The organism is Synechococcus sp. PCC 7335 (assembly GCF_000155595.1).
In the GTDB taxonomy this organism is placed as follows: domain Bacteria; phylum Cyanobacteriota; class Cyanobacteriia; order Phormidesmidales; family Phormidesmidaceae; genus Phormidesmis.
The window spans coordinates 1,135,547-1,152,113 of the sequence record NZ_DS989904.1; the positions used below are offsets into that span (position 1 = coordinate 1,135,547).

16 protein-coding genes are annotated in these 16,567 nt (G+C 47.2%); 9 read left to right on the plus strand and 7 right to left on the minus strand.

Annotated elements, in window-relative coordinates; all coding sequences use genetic code 11:
* The first annotated feature begins 173 nt into the window (after positions 1–173).
* Positions 174–1,613 carry a cold shock domain-containing protein gene (locus S7335_RS05080; RefSeq protein ID WP_006456185.1) on the plus strand — a complete coding sequence of 480 codons (1,440 nt, stop codon included), beginning with the start codon at positions 174–176 and terminating at the stop codon, positions 1,611–1,613.
* A gap of 33 nt (positions 1,614–1,646) precedes the next feature.
* On the opposite strand, the gene ilvA is transcribed toward S7335_RS05080, so the two are convergent.
* A complete protein-coding gene (gene ilvA, locus S7335_RS05085) occupies positions 1,647–3,158 on the minus strand; it encodes a threonine ammonia-lyase, biosynthetic (RefSeq protein ID WP_006453526.1) in 1,512 nt (503 codons plus the stop codon).
* A gap of 152 nt (positions 3,159–3,310) precedes the next feature.
* Here ilvA and S7335_RS05090 point away from each other — a divergent pair, with 152 nt between their 5' ends.
* Entirely contained in the window at positions 3,311–3,820 is a 510-nt protein-coding gene (locus S7335_RS05090; RefSeq protein ID WP_006455368.1) for a GNAT family N-acetyltransferase, read from the plus strand.
* 163 nt (positions 3,821–3,983) lie between these two features.
* Here the strand turns inward: S7335_RS05090 and S7335_RS05095 are convergent, their stop codons facing one another.
* On the minus strand, positions 3,984–4,460 hold the full coding sequence (locus S7335_RS05095; RefSeq protein WP_006457067.1) for a hypothetical protein: 477 nt from the start codon (positions 4,458–4,460) through the stop codon (positions 3,984–3,986).
* Positions 4,461–4,811: 351 nt separating this feature from the next.
* Between S7335_RS05095 and S7335_RS05100 the strand changes: the two genes are divergently transcribed.
* Positions 4,812–5,441 carry a DNA-3-methyladenine glycosylase I gene (locus tag S7335_RS05100; RefSeq protein ID WP_006457071.1) on the plus strand — a complete coding sequence of 210 codons (630 nt, stop codon included), beginning with the start codon at positions 4,812–4,814 and terminating at the stop codon, positions 5,439–5,441.
* Positions 5,442–5,638: 197 nt separating this feature from the next.
* Entirely contained in the window at positions 5,639–7,567 is a 1,929-nt protein-coding gene (locus S7335_RS05105) for a transketolase C-terminal domain-containing protein (protein WP_006454234.1), read from the plus strand.
* A 223-nt stretch (positions 7,568–7,790) separates the two neighbouring features.
* Here the strand turns inward: S7335_RS05105 and S7335_RS05110 are convergent, their stop codons facing one another.
* A complete protein-coding gene (locus tag S7335_RS05110; protein ID WP_038015675.1) occupies positions 7,791–8,375 on the minus strand; it encodes an antibiotic biosynthesis monooxygenase in 585 nt (194 codons plus the stop codon).
* A gap of 295 nt (positions 8,376–8,670) precedes the next feature.
* On the opposite strand from S7335_RS05110, the gene S7335_RS25725 reads away from it, so the two are divergent.
* The gene (locus S7335_RS25725; RefSeq protein WP_006456557.1) at positions 8,671–9,054 is read left to right on the plus strand and encodes a nuclear transport factor 2 family protein; all 384 of its coding nucleotides are present in this window, start codon (positions 8,671–8,673) and stop codon (positions 9,052–9,054) included.
* A gap of 26 nt (positions 9,055–9,080) precedes the next feature.
* Here S7335_RS25725 and S7335_RS05120 read toward each other — a convergent pair whose 3' ends face one another.
* Positions 9,081–9,983: an SMP-30/gluconolactonase/LRE family protein gene (locus S7335_RS05120; protein ID WP_157620096.1), complete on the minus strand. Its 903-nt coding sequence runs from the start codon at positions 9,981–9,983 to the stop codon at positions 9,081–9,083.
* Between the two features lie 310 nt (positions 9,984–10,293).
* On the opposite strand from S7335_RS05120, the gene trxA reads away from it, so the two are divergent.
* From trxA to S7335_RS05135, 4 genes are all read left to right on the plus strand, one after another.
* Positions 10,294–10,614 (plus strand): thioredoxin, encoded by a 321-nt coding sequence (trxA, locus tag S7335_RS05125; RefSeq protein WP_006456924.1) that lies wholly within the window; start codon positions 10,294–10,296, stop codon positions 10,612–10,614.
* A gap of 72 nt (positions 10,615–10,686) precedes the next feature.
* On the plus strand, positions 10,687–10,812 hold the full coding sequence (locus S7335_RS29170; protein ID WP_006453825.1) for a hypothetical protein: 126 nt from the start codon (positions 10,687–10,689) through the stop codon (positions 10,810–10,812).
* 125 nt (positions 10,813–10,937) lie between these two features.
* Positions 10,938–11,321, plus strand: a complete 384-nt coding sequence (locus S7335_RS05130; protein ID WP_006454032.1) for a MotA/TolQ/ExbB proton channel family protein — start codon at positions 10,938–10,940, stop codon at positions 11,319–11,321.
* Between the two features lie 51 nt (positions 11,322–11,372).
* Positions 11,373–11,798: a biopolymer transporter ExbD gene (locus S7335_RS05135; protein ID WP_006454129.1), complete on the plus strand. Its 426-nt coding sequence runs from the start codon at positions 11,373–11,375 to the stop codon at positions 11,796–11,798.
* Positions 11,799–11,854: 56 nt separating this feature from the next.
* On the opposite strand, the gene S7335_RS28365 is transcribed toward S7335_RS05135, so the two are convergent.
* From S7335_RS28365 to S7335_RS05145, 3 genes are all read right to left on the minus strand, one after another.
* Positions 11,855–11,992 (minus strand): hypothetical protein, encoded by a 138-nt coding sequence (locus tag S7335_RS28365; protein WP_006456138.1) that lies wholly within the window; start codon positions 11,990–11,992, stop codon positions 11,855–11,857.
* 188 nt (positions 11,993–12,180) lie between these two features.
* Positions 12,181–14,349, minus strand: coding sequence for a response regulator (locus S7335_RS05140; RefSeq protein ID WP_006454538.1), 2,169 nt, complete (start codon positions 14,347–14,349; stop codon positions 12,181–12,183).
* Positions 14,350–14,870: 521 nt separating this feature from the next.
* Positions 14,871–16,448, minus strand: a complete 1,578-nt coding sequence (locus tag S7335_RS05145) for an ATP-binding protein (protein ID WP_006454937.1) — start codon at positions 16,446–16,448, stop codon at positions 14,871–14,873.
* Positions 16,449–16,567 lie beyond the last annotated feature (119 nt).

Consider the following 16,567-nt stretch of genomic DNA (forward strand, 5'->3'; position numbering starts at 1 on the left):
TAGTTGCAATTGGCTATTTAGCATTTACTGTTTTTATTATTTGGCAGGTCGTGAAACCCCCTAGACACTAATTAGCTTCTCTTTGGCGGCATGACAGAGAGAGGTTTCGCCTTACTTGTGCCTGATAAGATAAAGAGCCTAGGCAATTTTGTTCAGTACATCCAAGCGCGGATATGGAGCCAGTCGCGGTGATAAAACGGTTGATGGTTTGGCTGCTTAGGCAGTTTCAGAAGATTGCAGAGGTCTTGTCCGGTCGGCGAAGAATGCGATCACCAAACACTACGCAGCAGATTACCCCCGTCACCGATTCATCTGAACCTGGACAAGAGAATGCTATCCCCTCAGATATCAGCCTCAACAACATCAACATTAACTCCGTAGCACCCGTAGCACAAAGAGTTTCTCTATCAACGATTCCTGCACAGGAGTTAGAAGCGCTTGAACAGCAAGCCGAGACCTTGAAGGATATAAACAAGTCAGCGACCGATCCACCTGCTGGGTCAAGTCAGGATCTAGTAGAAGATGCTGATATCCATAGAAAACTAGATGCGACTGCCGCTGCTATCTCGGGCGAAGAGTTCGTCAACCCTACAACACAGGCCGCAGTATCAGAACTACTACCGTCCGATCTAGATACTCATACCCCTGTCGGTGATGCTGCTTGGTCTCCATTGTCCGTAGAAACTTCTGACGATGATCAGCCTCCCTCCATCCACGATCTGCTACCTGCTATCGAGCCAGAAGAAGACTCTGTAGGTTTGGATTCTCCAGCCGCCATCTTTAGCTTTGACATCTATGAAAGTGAAGTAGATGAAGTCGGTGATGCAAAGGAAAGAGATGAGATAAAAGAAAGCGCTGAGGTAGAGCTAGAAGGAGGTGATGTAGAAGAGAGTCTTGAAGCAGAGACATCTGTTCTCTCTGTTTCCTATGAAGAGGTTGATGAGCTAGCTCCACTATCAGAAGTTAAAGAAAGTCTATCTACAACCTCCCGCGCGCACTTTGATGAAGAACAGATTGACCTAGTTCCAGAAAGCGAGGAACAAGCTGGCGAAGAACAAATCAACAAAGAACAAGCTAGTGAAGAACAGTTTAGTCAATCCCAGCACGCGCAAGCGCAGACCGTTGGAGAATACTCCGATGTAGAACAACTTTCAGAAGTGGTTAGTCGAGAACGAGCGCCTACTTTGAAAGATTCCTTTATCTCAGCACCTGATAGCGTTCTTACTGCGCCAGTCATAGAAGAGTCGGTTCTAGAAGAGATAGATCCAAACAAGTCAGACTTGGAAGAGCCGGTTCTAGAAGAACCTAATATAGATAAGTCTGAGCCAGTTAATCCTTGGCTAACTGCTATCCCTGCGGCACGTCAGGAACCAAATCAGACTAATTCAGAAGAGCTTGAATCTAAGTCTGGTACAGTCAAGCTGCTGTTTACGATTAAACCAGGAAACTACCACGGTTACATCGCGCCAGACGACGGCTCAAAAGATATTCTCTTCCATCAAAGGTATATAAACGCCGATATTTTTGACAAGATAGAGCGAGGTTCTTCTGTGATTGCCACTGTTAAGGTGATGGCTGGAAAAGCTTATGCGACCCACGTAGATCTCTTATGAGCCTTTATCTCTCTTGAAGATCTGTATGAAACGCTATAAGAAGAGTCGATAGGCTGGATTGTCACTTTCGTTCCAGTACCGATAGCCCAGGGTTTTGAGAAATGATTCCCACTGAGCCATCTCTTGTGGAGGGACTTGCATCCCGACGACGATTCTGCCGTAGTCTGCGCCGTGATTGCGGTAGTGGAATAGGCTGATGTTCCAATCTGGGCTCATTTTCGTGACAAAGTTAGCTAATGCGCCCGGTCGCTCAGGAAATTCAAACCGATAGAGCAGTTCGTTTTGAGCTAGCGGTGACTTGCCGCCTACCATGTGCCGCAAATGCATCTTGGCTAGCTCATCATCAGTTAGATCTAGCGTCTTAAATCCATTGTCTCTAAACTTGTGGGCGATCGCCTGCGCATCGGCTCTATTTTCTATCTGAATGCCCACAAAAATATGAGCTTGATCGGCATCTGCAATCCGATAGTTGAATTCGCTAAGGCTGTGGCTACCGAGGATATCGCAAAATTTGCTGAGACTGCCTGCCCGCTCTGGAATCGTAACGGCAAAGACGGCTTCTCTTCCTTCTCCTAGCTCGGCTCGCTCGGCTACAAAGCGCAGACGATCAAAGTTCATATTGGCCCCACAAGCGATCGCCACCAACGTTTCTCCCTGAATTTCTTCTCGCTCTACATAGGCTTTGATACCTGCGATCGCGAGCGCCCCAGCGGGTTCCAAAATTGAGCGAGTATCTTCAAATACGTCCTTGATCGCGGCGCAGGTATCATCTGTAGTTACCAGCAACACATCATCGACATACTGTTGGCACAGACGAAACGTTTCCTCCCCGACCTGGCGCACCGCTACGCCATCTGCAAACAGGCCTACTTGATCCAACTTGACACGATTCCCTTTTGCTAATGATTGACGCATGGCATCAGCATCCACCGGCTCCACACCAATGATCTTAACTTCAGGACGTAAGCGTTTGATATAAGCGGCAATGCCCGAAATTAAACCACCCCCCCCAATCGCAACAAAAATGGCATGAATCGGCTTCTGATGCTGTCGCAAGATCTCCATGCCGATCGTTCCCTGCCCGGCAATGACGTCTGGATCGTCAAACGGATGCACAAAGGTAAGTCCTTTTTCCACTTCTAGCTGGCGTGCGTGTGCATAGGCATCGTCGTAGGTGTCACCGTGTAAGACAACGAGTCCGCCTCTGGCCTTCACCGCATCAATCTTGACTTGCGGCGTCGTGATCGGCATAACAATTACCGCTGACGTACCCAATTCTCTAGCGCCTAGCGCCACCCCCTGTGCGTGGTTGCCCGCAGAAGCTGCAATCACCCCACGCTGCAACAGTTCTGAAGGTAGCTGCGCCATTTTGTTATAGGCACCGCGTAGTTTGAAGGAGAAAACAGACTGTACATCTTCCCGTTTTAGCAGCACCTGATTACCTAGCCGCTCCGATAGCCTCGGCGCGATATCTAAAGGCGTTTCTTGCGCCACGTCATAAACGCGGGCCTTCAAAATGCGTTCTAAATAGTCAGAATAAACCACTAGGATGCCAATGGATGATGAGCGTCACTCTATACTGTACGCCCTATACTGTACGGCTGATGTGTCTAATTCGACCCTAACTACTTTACAAGCGCGGTAGCATAGTGCGACTTGGCTACACACCATCGCGGCTTATCTCCAATATATCTATCATGTCTACTCGCATTAGAAACTTTCACCCTAGCGATATCGAGGCTTTAGTCCATATATACAATCGCTATATCGAAGAAACAACAATCACGTTTGACATTACGCCGCACACTATTGAGTATCGTAGAGAACATTGGATGTCTCACTATCACGCCTCTGGCAGACATCGACTGTTGGTTGCTGAATGCGATCGCAAAGTAGTTGGCTACGCTAGCAGCAGCCAGTTTCGCACAAAAGCTGCATACGACACTTCTGTGGAAACCAGTATTTATTTAGATATGTCATTTCGCGCTAAAGGCATTGGTACTCAGCTCTACACTGCTCTTTTTGGTGCGTTAGCTAAAGAAGATGTGCATCGTGCCTATGCGGGTATCACACTGCCAAATGATGTTTCTATTGGCATTCACCAAAAATTTGGATTTGAGCAAGTAGGGCTGTTTAAAGAGGTTGGTCGAAAGTTTGGAAAATACTGGGATGTAGCTTGGTTTGAGAAAACAATTGGAGATAGGTAGGCTATATTATGAGAAAGTCGCCTTCGAAAGCGTTGCAGCTTTCAAAGGCGATAGTGTCAGGAGTCTTTACATTCAAGCCAGTACACTCAAGTCAGAGACTTTGGTCAGAAGAAAGAAACGAAATTGGTCCTATTGGCACAAAGCCTAGTTAGGAATCGATGATTTAGAACAAGTAGCCAATGCCTGCAGTAAAGCCAACTTCTTCATCACCTGCGAACGGCTTGTAGTTGATAGAGCCGTTCGCAACGTAGTTACGAGCGAAGCGATAGTCAGTTCCTGCAACCAATGCAAAATCAATCGCGTCATCGTCACCATCGCCGCCTAGCTCTCCGCCGATACCTGCACCGACAAAGGGCTCGAAGGTTGCTCTACCAGCTCCGACAGAGAAGTCGTAAGTGATAGGAACTAAATAAGAGACATCCTCATCATCGTCGAAGTTAAAATCTGTAGCAATAGAAGGACGAACAGAAAGATTGTCGACAATAGAAAGCTTGCCATTGATAACCAGGCCATCCTCACTACCGCCGATGCCGATGTAGCTGTCGTTAGGAAAAGTTTGTGCCTGAGCTGTGAAAGGGACGGCTAGAAGGGCAGTAGCAGCGATCGCAACAGTAGCCGACAAACGAGAAAAGAGTTTCATGGAACGGTCCTCACAAGGTTAAAAGTAACAGTATTGAAGCTGTTGAATTGAGAGTGCGAAGGCAAGAAGCGTTTGGTTTAGAAACGTTGTTCCGTTTCGCATGTTTAAGTTGTATCGCTTGGAGAGATTAAATGCGTTTTCGCTATGGACACTTTGTAGAGGTGGACTAGGAAATATCTCCCTCTATAGGCGTAAAATCGCTGTTTTTCTGTGTGCCAGTTAGGGGTAATGGCTGTTCTTCGTTCTTGAGCAACACGATGGCCTACTTCGCTACAACAACTTGCTAATTACCTTGAGGAGCGGTACTTCTAAAAGGGCTGTTGTTGATCAAACCTTTTTAGAGAGCTGACAATGGATGGACTCATGGTAGGTGAAGATGGGCGCTGTAGATGCTGGTGGCCAAAAGATAAGACAGACTATATTGACTATCACGATAGTGAATGGGGCGTACCTGTTGCCGATGATCAGCGCCTATTCGAAAAGATCTGTCTAGAAGGGTTTCAATCAGGTTTAAGCTGGCTGACGATCCTGCGCAAAAGAGAAAACTTTCGAGCTGCTTTTCTTGACTTTGACTACAGACAGGTTGCTCTATACAAAGATGCAGATGTAGACCGTCTGGTTCAAGACAAGGGGATTGTGCGACATCGCAAAAAAATAGAGTCAGTGATTAATAATGCCAAACGCGCCTGTGAGCTAGTTGAAGAGGTCGGCTCGATGTCAGCTTATCTCTGGCAGTACGAGCCTAAGCCATCGGATCGGCCCTCTCGCTGCGACTATGAAACGCTGATGACGCTTAGTCAGACGCCTGCCTCAGTGGAGATGAGTAAAGATCTAAAAAAGCGTGGCTGGTCTTTCGTGGGTCCGACCACGGCGTATGCGTTCATGCAAGCCGTGGGAATGGTAAATGACCACGTAGAGGGCTGTGAGTGGCGATCACGCACCGAGGAGTTGCGAAAAACGTTTAGGAGGCCAGTGTTGTAGGTTAAGCACATGGAAGGGATAGGGCGCGTAGATCTAGTAGCCTGCATCACAAATTTTCAGTTTGCCCTTAACCACAGCGGCATGATCAGGGAGAATGGAAATATTAACTTTTTCTAAGCCTTCTTTGAAAACGCTGCTCACTGCATCGAACGCTTCATAGGCTTGAAAGAGATAGATGTGTTTAGGACATAGCTCTAATGACAGCAACCCAAGCTAAGCCCAAATCTGCTTTTCCAATAGATTTAAGTGCCTACAAGCGAATCTCGCTTGACCCTTCTAATAACAAGCTGACCGACGAACAGCGCGATGCTCTACAGGCCAATATTCAACTTTGTCGTGAGGCCATCGTTTTCTTTACCGCAACCGGCGGAGCGCGGGGTGTGGGTGGTCATACTGGCGGTCCTTATGACACCGTGCCTGAAGTGATGGTCCTAGACGCTCTCTTTAGAGGCAATCCTGACAAGTTTGTGCCGACTTTCTTCGATGAAGCCGGCCACCGGGTCGGGACACAGTATCTAATGTCTACGCTCAATGGTGATTTACCTGCCGAGCAGCTAATGCAGTACCGCGCTGCGGATTCAAAGCTACCTGGCCACCCCGAGCTAGGTCTGACACCCGGCGTAAAGTTTAGCTCTGGTCGTCTTGGTCATATGTGGCCGTTTGTAAATGGTGTAGCGTTGGCGAATCCGGGTAAAACGACTTTCCTATTGGGCTCTGACGGCGCGCAGCAAGAGGGTGACGATGCAGAAGCAGCTCGCTTAGCCGTGGCCAAAGGCATCAACGTCAAGCTGATCATTGATGACAACGACGTGACGATCGCTGGTCACCCTTCTGAGTATTTAGGTGGCTACAGCGTCCAAAGAACGCTAGAAGGTCATGGCATTAAGACACTCGTGAATGACGGTGAAGATATTGATGCGCTGTATGCAAATATCTGTGAGGCGATCGCCACTGACGGCCCCATTGCCGTGATTTGTAAGCGCCCCATGACAGTTGGCATTGAAGGCTTAGAAGGGAGCACTCACGGCCATGACGTGATTCCAACTGATTTGGCCATAAAGTACCTAGAGAAGCATGGTCGCCAAGAAGCCGCCGACTATCTTAAGAACATTGAAAAGCCTAAGCACAGCTATGAGTTCAAAGGCTCTAGCGATGAGGTCGGCTCTAACCGCAATGTCTTTGGCCAGGCGACGGTAGAAGTGCTAAGCAAAATGAGCGATGCTGAGCGCAAAGAGAAGGTGCTAGTTGTTGACTGTGACCTAGAAGGCTCTTGTGGTCTAAATCACATTCACAAGGCGTATCCCGAAATCTTCGTCAGCGGCGGCATCATGGAGCGGGGCAACCTCTCAGCGGCGGCAGGCTTTGGTATGGCAGAAGGTAAGCAAGGTGTCTTTGCCACTTTCAGCGCGTTTCTAGAAATGTGTATCTCTGAAATTACGATGGCGAGGCTGAACAAAGCTAACCTGCTTTGCCACTTCTCTCACTCTGGTATCGATGATATGGCAGACAATACCTGCCACTTTGGTATCAACAATATGTTTGCTGATAATGGCCTAGACGACGGCTATGAAACTCGCTTGTACTTCCCAGCCGACGCCCACCAGATGAAGGCTTGTGTAGAAAAGGTTTTCCACGATCCCGGTTTGCGTTTCATCTTCTCTACTCGAGCAAAAGTCCCCATGCTACAAGATGATAGCGGTCAGACTTTGTACGATGGCGATTACACCTTTGTTCCTGGTAAAGATGACGTGATTCGCGAAGGCACCGATGGCTACATCGTTAGCTTTGGTGATGGTCTCTATCGCGCGTTGGATGCGGTCGAGCGGTTGAAAGAAGAGGGTTTGAATATCGGCCTAATTAATAAGTCTACGCTCAACGTTGTCGATGAGCAGATGCTAGAAAAAGTCGGCAAGTCGCCTTTGGTCATGGTGGTTGAATCATTCAACGAGAAGACTGGTCTAGGTGCTCGCTATGGTACTTGGCTGCTGGAGCGCGGCTACACGCCTAAGTTTGCCCACGCGGGTACACACGAGGAAGGCGGCGGTGGCCTTTGGGAGCAGTTCTATCACCAAGGACTCGATCCTGAGAGCATCATGCAAAAAGTGAAGAAACTAGCTGGTAAGTAGACCGGCGTTGCCTGCGGTAGGAAGTCGACATGCTACTACCTACCGCAGGTGATAGTCCCTAAAATCTCTACTACTACACTATCTAGTGCGTTCTAGTGCGTTGCTATTAGCTACTGTGCTCGCCTAATCCTTCTAAGTTCAATAGTGCATGGCTTCATTTTCCACTCGGAGAACTCGCAACCTCAGGGGGTTGCAGAGAGGACTTATAGCAAGGGCTAAACACCTAGTGTGTGGCTTTAGGATAAAGCCATCCGCGAAACAAGCGAGCTATCCGTGGCATGACCACATAGGTCAATAGGAAAACGGTCAGCGTCACCAAAGTCAAAGCACGCAATAAAGCAGGCATGAACTGCAACAGCGGCCCAACCGCATAGCCTAATAGCTGAGCTACTACGAACACAGATAAGGAAGTTAAAATCGCCATCTTATAGCGCTTAGGCGGCTGCGTAGCTAGTCTCCCTGGTAGGGTAAACCAGGTCTCGAAACCCGTCAGAATTTGAATATCTTGATCGCGTTGAACTAGCGGCTGAGCCTTTTCTATCCAGCGTTTGCGAATGGGTGAATCTATCCACTGCTTGAGATGTTTGTAGGCGTCAAACTTGAGGATAATGGCATACTCAGAAGATGTAGAATCTTGAGGGCGAATGAAACTAACCCCGCAATATCCTTGAAACTGTTGCGCCACTGCTGAAACATCACGCAGCCACTGCTCATACTCCTGTTGTTTGTTCGGCTTGACAGCATGTGAAATGACCGCCGTTACCTGCTGCTCGTGGGTATCAAGCGCAGTCTCAGAGATTCTCTCCATAATAATTCCTGTAAATAGAGCCACAGTTTGAGCTAAGTACCGATCGCCACCCAAATGATATAACAATCGGCACTTAGCTCAAGCCATCACTAGAAGCAATAACGCTTGTTCTGTAAATGGTCAGCACTATCCCGCTGATGTATCGCAGCGGGATAGTGCTGACCATTTATAACTAGCCTCGGATGCATACTCAGTAAAGAAGGCTAAGCCTACACACACTAGCTGACTAGTTAGCATTGCCTATCCTCCCAGAATTTTCTAGTAAAGTAGGAGCGTAATTGACTAGATATGACCGATGGCAGATACAGCTACGGCTCGAAAGGCCTTTGATTTGTTCGCCCAAGGCTGGGCTACCGGCAACTTTGATCCTTACATCGCTTTACTAGCTGAGGAGATGACTTTCTGGTTTCCTACTGGTGCTCATAGGGGCAAGTTTACTGGTGTGACGGGTCGACAAAAAATGATTGCTAAATGCCAAGACCACACCGTTGGAGGAGATAGGCTAACCCTTCATCCGCCGCAATATACCTTGACTGATGGCGCTTCTGTGATGTTTGAGTTCGAGGCAGAGGGACTCTATGTGGGTGAACCCTATCGCGGACACAATGCGATCGCCTTCGAAATCGAAGCAGGTAAAGTCGTCGGTTTTCGGGAATATTTTGGCGACTTAGGCGTATAGTGCACAGTGCTCCTGACGACCGACGGCTAGCAGGCTCCTCTAGTTTTAGTCTTGATCCGATAGAGAGAATGGCTAGTGGTAATAAATAGGTGATCGCGGTTCACTCCTCCAAATGTTACGTTCGTACATACTTCTGGAATTGGTATCTTACCTAGCAGTTCACCAGCAGGCGAATATATCTGAACGCTGTCTTGAGAGCTAGTGAAGATATTCCCCTTTGCATCTACACAAAAGCCGTCTGGTTGACCCGGTTTAACTACCGCAAACATCCGCATGTTAGCGGCTTTACGTCCGTTGATAATGTCATATACCCGAATGTCATGACACATCTGTGGCCTTTCGACAGCAGAGGTATCAGAGACGTAAAGAAGCGTCTCATCGGGGCTAAATGCTAGACCGTTAGGCCGCTCCATGTCGGTGATAACGGCATTGATTTCACCTGTGCCTGGATCGAAGCGAAAGACAAAGCTGCCCGATTGTTCTTGCTGACCGCCACAGCCTTCTTCCGGCTGAGTTAGGCCAAAAGGTGGATCGGTGAACCAGAGTGTCCCATCACTTTTGACGACTAAATCGTTTGGGCTGTTTAGCCGCTTTCCCTGGTAGCGATCAACTAATACACGCCACTGCCCCTCTTTCGCTTGACGCACGATAGCGCGATCGCCATGTGAACAGGCGACAATACGACCTTCTAAGTCAAGCGCATTCCCATTTTGAAAGTGAGACGGTTCTCTAAAGACACTAACGCTGCCATCATGCCAGCGGAGCATGCGATCGCCTTTCACATCGCTCCATACGACACTTCCATCCGAAGGAATATAGACAGGTCCTTCGGCATGTCGGGAATCGCCATCGAGCTGTACCAGAAGGGCCTCCGAAGAGATCAGCTCATGCATACTTTCGACAAACATCTCAATCTGGCTGTTAATCATATCAGTCTTCGCGATGATCTAGTCCGATGGCTCCTTGGTAAGGCGAGAGGGCTCTTCTAGAGCCTTTCGGACTAAAATTAACAGAAGATTCAGTACTGGATGTTATGGGCCAAACATAATAACGTTCATTCGGTGGTGCTTTCCCTTAGCGTAGTGATAAGAAGCTCAATAGCAAGATGGTAAGCTCTATTGACTGCAAATGACTGCAAAAAACGAGGGGACTTATCTTCCAAACGGCGGTTTGAGGGTAAACGGGTTAGCCGCAGGTGTATGATCCTTGTGTTGAGAAGAAATTTGGAGCGATCGCATCATGAGCGCAGAATACATAGCCGACGAAGCCGCGTTTGATACATTGATCAAAGAGGATTCTGTCGTGGTTGTCGATTGCACAGCTAGCTGGTGCGGACCTTGCAAACTAGTTGCCCCGCTAATGGATCAGCTTTCAGAAGAATTTGACGGAAAAGCAACCGTGTCCAAACTCGATCTAGATAGCAATAAAGCGGTTGCTAATCGGTTTGGTATCAAGAGCATTCCTGCTGTGATGTTCTTTAAGAATGGCGAACTGATGGATACTCTAATCGGTGTAAAGCCCTACTCTACCTTTAGTGAAGCAGTGACTTCCTATCTATAGGAGCTTTTTTAGAAGCTGTTTCTTGTAGGGATAGGAGCAATTATATTTGAAAGAGTAAGGTCTAGAAGCTGTATGGGTAATCCAAACAAAAAGAAAGAAGATCCAAATCTAATCAAGACGCCACCAGAGACACTGTTCGCGCTTCTGGTGGTAGCGCTCCTGGTGCCGTTGCTGTTAGTTGGTTTCATTTCGCACTAGATAGCATCGTAGGCCCTATAGTTGAGCTAGTAGTGTCGCTTGCTCACGGTTAGGACTTCTATTGATATCTATTCCTACTTAAGGTTAGATGTAGGGTGGCAGTCTACATCTTCTGATCAGCTCGTATGTCTTTAACCGAAATTTTCTCGGCTGGTGGCGTGGTCATGTGGCCGCTGCTGCTGTTTTCTTTGTGTGCGATCGCGGTTACTATCGAGCGCGGTCTGTTCTGGTTTCGTATCAAGAAGCAAGAACGTGATTTTGCCAAAGACATTTTGCAGATCTACCGGGCCAACCCATATGCTGTTTTTGCCAAACTGAAGCAGCATATCGACCTGCCAGTCTCTCGTATTTTTCTAGAAGCGCTAGAGCTGAAAGGCGCTTCTCCTAATCAGTTTCGGCTAGCTTTAGAAAGCGCTACGCAGGCAGAACTTCCCTGCTGTTTGCTAATCTGTTTCGCGGCTTTTACAAGCGCCAAGTTGCGCTGCTGCAAGAATATGGCGGTTAGTTAGAGATTCTATACGAGTGGCACTACCAGGCAGTCAATGGCAAAGAGGCGACCTATGCGAGTAATTGATAATGAAGCGGATGAGCCTTTAACAATCAACATTTTGCCGATGATTGATGTCATCTTTGCGATCTTAGCCTTCTTTATTATTTCGACGCTGTTTCTAACCCGCTCAGAAGGCTTTTCTGTAGACCTACCAGAAGCCGAAACTGCCCAGTCTCAGACGAAAGTACTGGTGACTGTGACTATTGAGCAAAATGGCGATATTTCTATAGATAAAGAACCAGTGACTTTAGACCAGTTGGCTGAAACTGTACGGGAAAAGGTTGGCGACCATGAAGGCGCACTAGTCACCGTGCAGGCGGATGAAACAATCGACTATGGCCGCGTAATTGCCGTGATGGATAGGGTAAGAAGGGTCGAGGGTACGAGCCTAGGAATGGCGACCCAGCAGCCAGTTCAGACGGAAGCAGCGCAGTAAAATAAAGGGTGTGGTTAAATTCAGATTCATACTTTGAGCACAATCTTTGAGCGCAATCAGATATCTAACTGTGGCGGTAGGTACAGCACGATCTCTTTCCATTCTGCTGACTTACTACAGTCTACTGGAAGTAACAGCTCGTCAACTGCTTGTCGAATAGGCATTCGATCATTGAACACGAGCATTCCTGACATGGGAACTTCTCAAACTATAGCTTTGGTCACTTAGCTTACGGCATGGTCATTGGCTATAACCCTTGTGCTTCAACAGGCTAAGTGACTCGCAATGCGCGAATGCATCCGCACCTTGCTATAAGTGCTCATAAGCAAAACCTGGCATTGTTGCTCTGTTATGGGTGGGCAGGATACGATCAAATCATTACCTACCTTCGCTTTGTCAGCTGGGCAACAACGTCTACAATCTCCTGTAGTCCAATGGGCTTAGGAACATGTACCTGAAATCCGGCTAAAAGCGCTTTGGTGCGGTATTGATGTTCTGCAAGAGCTGTCAGGGCGATCGCTGGTACATCACTTCCCTGGTGAGCTCTTCGAGCGCGAATGTTCCTAATAAGTGCGTACCCATCTGAGTCAGGTAAGATAATATCAACAACAAGAATATCTGGTTTAAAAGTTTCGAAAGTCGCTAGCCCACGTTCAGCAGAGGCCACCCCTCTTACTTCTGCACCATAAGCTTCTAGCATTAGCTTGTACATCTCTAATGCATCTGGATAATCTTCTATCACCAGCACCTTGATTCCTCGAAGAAGAGAATCTTCTATTTCCCCTGAAGCTCTTCGACTGCCAATGTTTCTAGAATCAATCTGAGAACCAACAGCATCTTTTGAAGCTAGAACTGGCACCAACTCGCAAGAGAGCGTCGGCAGCTGAATAGTGAAGGTGCTTCCCTTACCAGATCCACCGCTTGCTACTTGGATACTACCTTGATGAAGTTCCATGATGTAGTGTGAGATTGAAAGTCCTATCCCTAGTCCTTTTTCTCGTCGATATTTGTTCTCTGCTGAGGTGTCCGGCACCTGCCAAAAACGCTTGAAGAGATGAGGAATTTCTGTTTCTTTAAGTCCACGGCCAGTATCTTTGATCGAAATCGAAATTGCACTTTCCTCAACCTTCAAGCAGACTTCTACTTGCCCGTTAGCAGGAGTAAACTTCACAGCATTAGACAGTAAGTTCCGAATAACCTGCTGCAGCCTGACAACATCGGCCATTATGTGTGTTGACAACGCATATACTTGAGGAGGTAGTTTGTCTGTGTTACTTTCAATGGATTTTTCCTCGCTCAAGATTGAGCCCACCGCTTGTGTAGGAAGAGGCTGAGCCTGGAATGAGATATGAAGTTGTTTTGAGCTAGCTACTATGTTGATAGCATCGACCGCTTGGGCGACTATCTGCTCTAGCTGATCATAAGAGAGCAGCTCTGGAGTGAAAGAAAGCTTTCCCTCCATAATACGCGAAACATCTAGAAGATCTTCAATGAGGTTCTCTAGCACCACGGTGTTTTTCTCAATCACCTTGAAAGCGCTTTGGACAATGCCCATCTCTTCAGGTTGACTCTCTACAAGGGCCACCCAACCTCTAATGACTGAGAGCGGAGATCTCAGTTCATGAGAAACGGTCGCCAAAAAATCATCTTTAAATCGATTAGCTTGTTCCGCTTCGTTGCGGGCGGCGTCAGCGTCAGCTAGGAGTTGTTGGCGCTGTTCGTCAAGCTGATAGCGTTCGGTCATATCCCGCCACGTCAGAACAAGACTATCCTTAAGCTTGGCAGCTCGTAAATCTATAACAACCTGTTGAGTTATTGACTCGTGCCCTTGCAAAACAATCTCTTGTGCCAAAGGTCGGCCCGAAACTAAAACGCCAAAGAGCTTACTGAATAAGCTATTACCGCTATCTCCTACGCCTGCTCGTTTAAAGGCTGGAACCGCAGCGTATATAGATTTGCTGATTGCCTCTTCCACATGGAGTGATAGATAGCTGCAAGCTGCTTTATTAAGATAGCGGATCACAAAGTCCTTTACTACGCCTTCATCTCTTTGAGCAACAACAACAGCTAACGGATCTGTCATCGTTTCGGTCAATGTATAAAAACTCTTCTCGCTTTCTTCTCGTTCAAGCGTTGCTAGCCGAAGGGCCTGTTTCTCTTGCTTTTCTCTGATCGCTCTTTCAACAGCCGGTGCCAATAGCTCTAAGCGTTGTTTAACGATATAGTCTGTTGCTCCTGCCTTAAGCGCTTCTACGGCTCTTTCTTCACCTAGAATGCCTGATACTAGAATGCATGGAACATCAGGACATATATCCTGAATAATTCTAATAGCGCTAAGACCATCGAAGGTAGGAAGTGAATAGTCTGCTAATATCAGATCGATCCGCTCAGATCCTATTATTGAACGAAATTCAGATTCGGTTTCGACTCGCGTAAAATCACAACTGACCTGCGCATTGGTAAGAATCGCAACGATAAGCTCGGCATCAGTAGTGCTATCTTCGAGTAGCAGACACCGCAGCTGATTTGAGTCATTTGATACTCGATTCATGTCTCTCACGTAAGCGCTTATCTAACACTGCGATTAGTCACTATCAACTTCTGTTGCCGAGCAGTCATCAAGTGCGTCTGTAGCTAGCAGCGATATTCCTGTGTGCAGAAGCTTGAGCAAAGTGCGCAGGTCTAAGTGCGCAAGTCTGAGCAAAAATCTAGAACCGAGCGGCGCCTGGATTCTAAATTTGCTCTAGCTACTTGTTAAGAAGGCGAAGCTCGTGGTTCGGCACATAAATACAGATATCAGCTAGCTAACTGGCGTTAGATATTTAGTTGGCTGGTAATTGACAGAATGCTATCTACGTAGATTCGCTTGTGAAGACTTGGACTCTTAGTGATAGTGCAAGCTAGATGCAGACTGCTATGAAACAACTATTTATTATGCTTGATAGGGTAACTATCGTCGTTCTTATTTCCTAGCAATTTGTAAAGCGCGATAAACTTTCGCTTAAACCAAAGCTGTCTTCTACCTTTGGGCGTATGGTTCTTATGTTAGTAGTATAGCTTACTATACTTTATCTATGGGTCAGGAACAGCTGGCAGCGAAAAGTAGAAAGTAGCACCTTGATGCATCTTTCCCTCAGCCCAGGTTTCACCTTGGTGACGAGCGATGATGCGCCTGACGCTCGCTAATCCAATCCCCGTACCCTTCGCGACCTCACTATTATGCGCTTGCTGAAACATGCCAAATATTTGATCGGCCTTTTCAGGCTTAAAGCCAATACCGTTATCTTCAATAAGAAAGATTGTCTTTTGTTGTGATCGCGTAGCGGCTTCTAGATTAGTAGTGTTTTCTAGATCGCCTGCCCAGGTGCCAATATGAATGTGGGCTTCTGCCTGATCCTTTGTAAACTTGAGCGCATTGTCGATCAGATTTTGCCAAACAGTAACTATCATCGAGCGATCGCAAACTACCGTTGGTAGCGGTGAAACGTGCCAATAGATACTACGCTCTGGCATGTTATCTACTGCTTGAGATACCAGTTGTTGCACAACTTTACCCATGTCTACGGGTTCATAGACTATCTCAGCGCGTCCGGTCCGAGAAAACGCTAACAAAGCATCAATCATTTTGTTTGCTTGGCTAGCTAAGTCTAAGATAACCTCGAGATAGTGCCCTACCTGCTTGTCCGCTTTTTGGCCGATGTCAGATTGATTAGCAGACTGTTGATGCTGGTCATACTGCCTGAGCGCTTCTTCGAGTAAGCCTACAAACCCATCAATCTGTCTAATCGGAGTCCGTAGGTCGTGAGAAATAGAATAGGCAAATAGCTCTAGCTCCCTGTTAATTTCTGCTAACTGCTCGGTGCGCTGTCCTACCTGTAGCTCCAAGGTCTGATTTAGCTGGTTAAGTGCTTGCTCTGCCTGCTTTCTAGCTGAGATATCCTCGATCAAACCGTTGATGATCACTTTGCTATTAATCAGACTAGGTGTGGCAATTATCTTTAGCCATAGTGATCGCTCATTTTCATAAGACTGACTAAGCTCGATTTCGCGAGTATAAGAAACACCAAGGGGCCGCTGAGGAGCCGCAAGCCTTTGGCTCAGTGCCACCTGCGCTGCTTCTAGCGACTCTACCCCTAGCATGTTGAGCACAGCCGTATTTGCTTCAAGTAGCTGGCCTGATTGATTGGCTCTAAAGATACCAATGTCTAACTGATTGAGCAAAGACTGAAGCCGTTGCTCTAGCTCACTAGCTTTGCGCTGAGTTTGGAACTTTTGCCAAGTAGAGCGCACTGCTTGACGAAGGCGAACAAAATGCTGTGGAGATTTGATTACATAGTCATCAAGTCCAGACTTCATCGCTTCTACAGCGATCTCCTGTGTGCCTGTGTTTGTGAACATGATGATAGGACAATCAGGCAGGCGTTCTTTGATGGCACTTAGCGTCTTCAGTCCGTTTGACCAGCCTAGTTGAAAATCAGTGATAACAAAGTCAAAGTCTGCTTTCTCTAATGCTGAATCAAACTGCTTTTGGTCGATGACTTCTTGTATAGTGATGTCTTCAAACTCACGATTAAGCTCGCGTTTTACAACTAGCCGATCGTTGGGATTGTCATCTATTAACAGAATAGTTTGGAGGCGAGCCTCGTTCATTGGCCAATTGCAGCCTTAGCTGACTAGATACAGAACTACGAATAGTCTAAAAAGATCATCTTATGTCTATTAACGCTACCTTACAGAAGCGCGTTACTTTCAATCGGTCAGCTTTAGTA